The 5,084-nt window shown below is 33.1% G+C and carries 4 protein-coding genes, 1 other RNA gene and 1 pseudogene; 2 read left to right on the top strand and 4 right to left on the bottom strand.

Features of this window, described 5'->3' with window-relative positions; all coding sequences use genetic code 11:
* On the top strand, positions 1-1,219 hold a 1,219-nt coding region (locus SULYE_RS05740), incomplete at its 5' end, for a sodium:solute symporter family protein (protein ID WP_007547440.1).
* Here SULYE_RS05740 and SULYE_RS05735 read toward each other — a convergent pair.
* The 3 genes from SULYE_RS05735 to SULYE_RS05725 all read right to left on the bottom strand — a co-directional run bounded on the left by SULYE_RS05735 (position 1,209) and on the right by SULYE_RS05725 (position 3,315).
* Positions 1,209-1,394: a hypothetical protein gene (locus SULYE_RS05735; protein WP_007547439.1), complete on the bottom strand. Its 186-nt coding sequence runs from the start codon at positions 1,392-1,394 to the stop codon at positions 1,209-1,211. The two genes, SULYE_RS05740 and SULYE_RS05735, sit on opposite strands and share 11 nt — an antisense overlap.
* A 604-nt stretch (positions 1,395-1,998) precedes the next feature.
* A complete protein-coding gene (locus SULYE_RS05730) occupies positions 1,999-2,457 on the bottom strand; it encodes an OmpH family outer membrane protein (protein ID WP_007547438.1) in 459 nt (152 codons plus the stop codon).
* Positions 2,458-2,478: 21 nt separating this feature from the next.
* Positions 2,479-3,315 (bottom strand): family 1 encapsulin nanocompartment shell protein, encoded by an 837-nt coding sequence (locus SULYE_RS05725; protein WP_007547436.1) that lies wholly within the window; start codon positions 3,313-3,315, stop codon positions 2,479-2,481.
* 93 nt (positions 3,316-3,408) lie between these two features.
* Here SULYE_RS05725 and rnpB point away from each other — a divergent pair.
* Positions 3,409-3,752, top strand: an RNA gene (gene rnpB, locus SULYE_RS07950) — RNase P RNA component class A.
* Between the two features lie 198 nt (positions 3,753-3,950).
* Here rnpB and SULYE_RS05720 read toward each other — a convergent pair.
* A pseudogene (locus SULYE_RS05720) lies at positions 3,951-5,084 on the bottom strand (DDE-type integrase/transposase/recombinase); the annotation flags it as partial.

Raw genomic sequence — 5,084 nt, 5'->3', positions numbered from 1 at the left:
ATTATTTGCAACATGGTTTGGCTCAGAAACCATTCTTGGAGCAACTCAGGAAGTTTTAGAAGGTGGATTTATAAAAGTAATAGAAGAACCTTTTGGCGCTGCCCTATGTTTAATTTTGGCCGGACTATTTATTGTTAAGCCATTGTATAGAATGAATCTTTTAACGTTTGGAGATTTTTTTAAAGTAAAGTATGGTGAGAAAGTAGAAGTTTTAGCATCGTTTTTTTTGATAATATCTTACTTTGGATGGATAGCTGCTCAGTACGTAGCTTTTGGATTGGTCTTAAAAACTATCACAGATTTAAATTTAGAAATATCAATATTTATAGCTTTTTTGATTTCACTTCTTATGACGTTTTTTGGTGGTATGTGGTCTGTTGCTTTAACAGACTTTATTCAAACAATTGTAATTCTTATAAGCATCTTTTTTATTTTTGGAGAAATTTTAATCAAAGCAGGCGGGTTGCAAGCCTTAGAAAAAATACCATCAAGCTACTTTAACATCTTACCGGAGTTAGACATAAAAAGCATAATTCTATACATAGTTGCATGGATTACTATAGGACTTGGATCTCTACCTGGACAAGACCTTTTTCAGCGTTTTATGTCATCTAAATCTGAGGACGTAGCCTATAAGTCTTCAATAATAGCCGGACTTATGTATCTTACAGTTGCAATCATTCCACTGATTACTGTCTTGGTCATATACTTTAATTTTGGATTTAAAACAGATAAAACTTTGCTTGATTATGTATATTTAAATACTTCTCCAATTACAAAGTATCTATTTTTTGCAGGTCTTTTATCTGCTGTATTAAGTACGGCAACAGCTGCAATTTTAGCACCATCGGCATTGTTAAGCGAAAACATTATAAAAAAATTTTTTAATCATTTATCAGATTTGGCTTTGTTAAATATAACAAGATTGTCGGTCTTTCTGGTTGCGTTAATATCTCTTTTGTTAGCATACTCCGGTGAATCGATTTACAACTTGGTAGGGTTATCGTCTGTTTTAACTCTCGTGTCGTTGTTTGCTCCGTTTATACTCGGACTGTATTGGAAAAAGGCAAATTCAAAAGGAGCCTTAGCGTCAATGGTTTTAGGGTTTTTGGTATGGTTTATCTTTTATTTTTTCCTTAAAGAAGAAGAGCTTGGTATTTTCTTTGGTTTTATTTTGAATATTTTAGCTATGGTAGTTTTTTCTTTAATCAAGATTTAACAGATATAACTTTATTATCATACTCAACCATAGCTCTTCTTCCGCAATTTTTACATTTAACATCATCAAAACCATAACCATTGATTACTAAAATCACTTTCTTGTTTTCTTCACCACATTTGCATAAGAAACTTACTTCTTTGAAATCAACTTCTAATTTTTCTAATGTTTTCATCTTTAACACCTCCTATAGTTTTACTATTAATATACACATAGGGTGTTAAGGGAATATGAAGGGTTGGTTAAGATTATGTAAATTAAGATGTTGTCTTTTGCCATCTGTTCTTGAGCCGGTTTAAGAGTGTTGTTTTTGATTGTTGTTATATTCAGGACGCCTTGGATAAAAAATTCAAAATATTACAGATTTTTTGTTACAGCTGCGGGATGTTAAAGGGATACTGGGGACAGTTCATGAATTGGCCGCAGGTAAAGGTGAGGGCGAGAAATTAGACACATGCTTAACTTGTAATTATTAATCTTTACTCATTTTGAAGGCTTTGGTCTGAAGGGCATATTTTTATAATAATCTCAATTTCTGATCCAAAGTATGAGACAAAATTGTACAGGATTAATGGAAGTGCTCCAAAATTTTTGTAAACTTGCCTTTCCTTGACATCCCGAGTTTGTAAGCCGAGAGATCTCTTTTTTGATTTTTTAGCTTGAAAAAAACATAAGATTCTTCGCCGGCTGCAGAATGACGATGTGGATTTTGTAACAGTCTTAGGATTAATGAAACAAGGGCAGACACGATGTCCACCCAGGCAAATTTGGGAATTAAATTATTTTATTTTTTCTGAAGATTTTTCATAGTTTGAATCAAAGAATTTCAAAAATTCATCTGTTTTATCCAACTCTGGCTTTCCATAAAGAACAGCTTGCTTGTCTAAGATTAATGAATAATTTTTAGCCTTTGCGAAAGCATCTAAATTCTTTTGAACAAGGTTCATAAACTGACCTAAAAGTTCATCCCTTCTTTTTAAAACCTCTTGTTGCTTTTGTATAGCAAAAGCCTGGAACTCTTCTTGAGACTTTTGGTCTTGTTTTAATGTTTTTTGTTTGGCTTCAATCTCAGCCTGTGCTTTTTTTCCGGCTTCTTCTAAAAGCTTCTGTGCATCTTTGCCAGCTTTTGAATTATTAACTACTGTTGGTGTGTCAATAAACACAATGTCTGCTGCTTTTGCCAACGTAAAAGTTAGCATTAAAAACCCTGCTACAGCCAATGATAAAAGCTTCTTCATAAATTCCTCCTATAATAAAAATTATTCGATCGTACATATACACTGGGGTCTTTTAATTCTAAGTGCTAAAATTTCAAAAACACGGAAATAATGATCCATATTATCATAGTTTAAATATGATGTTATCATGTCCTGAGATATAAATAGGTCTAAATTTTCAATTCCGGTTGATACAACAACGGCCGTAAATTGTGGTATAACCGGCGTTGTAAACACTCCAACGTCAAACAGTTTTTTAATCTGGTCTATTTCAAGAATGCCGCTATTTCCATATAATCTATGTAGCATTGCATAATCTTGAGGATTTAACACCAAAGCAAAGTTATTATAAAATCCATTTTCATTTAATTTAACGATAGCATTTAGTATATCTTTAAAAGCTTCTCCTGTTTGATTCCATTCAGAGATTGATATCGAATTTTTACCTTCAACGTTTAATAATCCCGGAAAACCTGTTTCAATATCTCCATGAAAGATTAATCTATCTTCTGCAATAGCTACCTGAGATGCAGCTGCAGCAGCAACGCTAAAATCAATAGGAATATTAAACTTTTTAGATGATTCTATGTCTCTCCAATGAATTTTAAAATCTTTGTAAATAATTGGCAGAGGAAGTATTTTTCTTTCTTTAACTTTTACAACACCACAATCTACTTCACCAAAAAGACCACAAGCTCCGGAATTTCCATCTTCTATATAATCATATGGAACAAACTGAACAGACGGATCGTATGGTCCTGAGATTTCTATAAATCTTCTTCCTACTAAAACTCTTTTTGCTGTTTCAACTGCTACTTTATCAATCCTTTCCCAATCGCTTTCTGATAAAGGAGCTTCATTTCTTTTTAAAAATTCCATAGCTTTCCTCCAATATGAATGTAATTATAGCATAAATTTAAACAGAAATTTTACCTTGTCAAATTTTAGTAAGCGAAATATATTATTTATCCCACAGCCTTGAGGTGGTTCGCGGTAGCTTTTAAGCTACTGAGGAAAGTCCGGACTCCACAGGGCAGGGAGCTGCCGAAAGGCAGGTAGGGGTAACCTTACAGATAGGGCCACAGAAAATAAACCGCCGATCCGCACACCTCTTTAGGTGTGGTCATGGAGGCAAGGGTGAAAAAGTGGGGTAAGAGCCCACTACCTGCAGTGGTGACATTGCAGGTTGGCAACCCTCTCCCGGAGCAATCCCAAGTAGGAAGGCGCTATTAGGCTTGCCCGGCCGATGCCTTCGGGTTGGGAGCTTAGATAAATGACCACTAAAACAGAATCCGGCTTACTCCAAGGCTGTGGGATTTAAAAGTGAGCTATAAAGAGCTGTGGACAAAGATTTTTATAAACCTCCCATATCTCAAAGCCAAGCTAAGAATAACATTTACTATGTCTTTTTTGCAAACCTTGGATGAGAAATTAGCGGTTTTTGTAAAATTTAAAAAATGAGATCCTTCGACCTTACGGCCTCAGAATAACAGGGAAAGTTTGAATGGTAAGCATCAGAGAAAGGATAGTCTTATTTGTGTATAAGTCATACCAGTTTGGGAAAATTCCGATTTATTTGAATTTATAATATCACAAAAGTATTGTAAAGGTGATTTTTTGTTTAAACTATGATGAGGTCTTTCTGTGTTATACCATAACATATATTGCAACATCTTTTTATTAAACTCATAAATGTCTTTTAATTCATAATCTTCGTAGTACATGATAAATTCATCCTATAATGTCCTATTCATTCTCTCTACATATGCTTGTCCTTTTGGATATCTTGGATAGTTAAAATAATGTTTTATATCTTTTTTCTTTAATGCTTTGGTAAACTCGCCTAAGAATTCACTGCCATTATCTGTTTGTATACCTTTTATCTCAAATGGCATTGCTTTTATCAATTTCTCTAAAAAGTCTTTCGCATTTTTACTGTTTAGCCTGTCATATGCAAAAGTAAAGGAGATTCTTGTTTTTACATCTTTGGCTACAAATATATAAACTTTTCTACCATTTACATATTCATGCTTAGTATCTATTTGTACTAATTCTCCTGGTTTTGTTGGTTTTTTGTCTTTATATCTATCTTTCTTTGTTTTCTTTTTAATTTCTTTTACCATTAACTCTCCAGTTCTTCCGTTGATTGTGATTCTTTGCCTGGCATACTCATGATTTAACTTCCTTTCATCTTTAAGCATCTTTATTATATTTCCAATTGAACTTACAGATATCGTAGGAATGTTGTGCTGCTTACAAAGCTCATCAAGTAAAACCTTTATTTTTTCTTTTCCAAGCTTAGGATGTTTTTTTCTGATTTCTAAAACTAACTGTTTATGTTTTTCTGTTATTTTTTGTAATTTTTCTAACTTCATTCCTTTTTTTGACACATAACAATTTTTTAAAGATACTGGATTGTTATTACTGCTTTCATACTCTTTAATCCATCTGTATATGGTAGATTTTGATACACCAAAAGCTTCCACTGCAAGTTTTACTGAGTGTTTTAAGGCAAACTCTACAACTTGCAATCTAAAGATTATTTCTGGATGTTTTTGTATAACATCATCTAATTCTTTTACTTGCTTTAAAAGCTTTCTTTCAAGTGTATTAATTCTCTGAATGTAGGTAGATGTCCCTACTTCTTC

The sequence above is a fragment of the Sulfurihydrogenibium yellowstonense SS-5 genome (assembly GCF_000173615.1).
Taxonomy (GTDB): Bacteria; Aquificota; Aquificia; order Aquificales; family Hydrogenothermaceae; genus Sulfurihydrogenibium; species Sulfurihydrogenibium yellowstonense.
The sequence above is the reverse complement of the archived record's forward strand: the minus strand, read 5'-3'. Positions and strand labels throughout refer to the sequence as shown.

What these genes read in the sequence shown, in the direction of transcription:
- SULYE_RS05735 (WP_007547439.1), bottom strand. Translation starts at nt 1,394, where the DNA reads ATGAAAACATTAGAAAAATTAGAAGTTGATTTCAAAGAAGTAAGTTTC.
- SULYE_RS05730 (WP_007547438.1), bottom strand. Translation starts at nt 2,457, where the DNA reads ATGAAGAAGCTTTTATCATTGGCTGTAGCAGGGTTTTTAATGCTAACT.
- SULYE_RS05725 (WP_007547436.1), bottom strand. Translation starts at nt 3,315, where the DNA reads ATGGAATTTTTAAAAAGAAATGAAGCTCCTTTATCAGAAAGCGATTGG.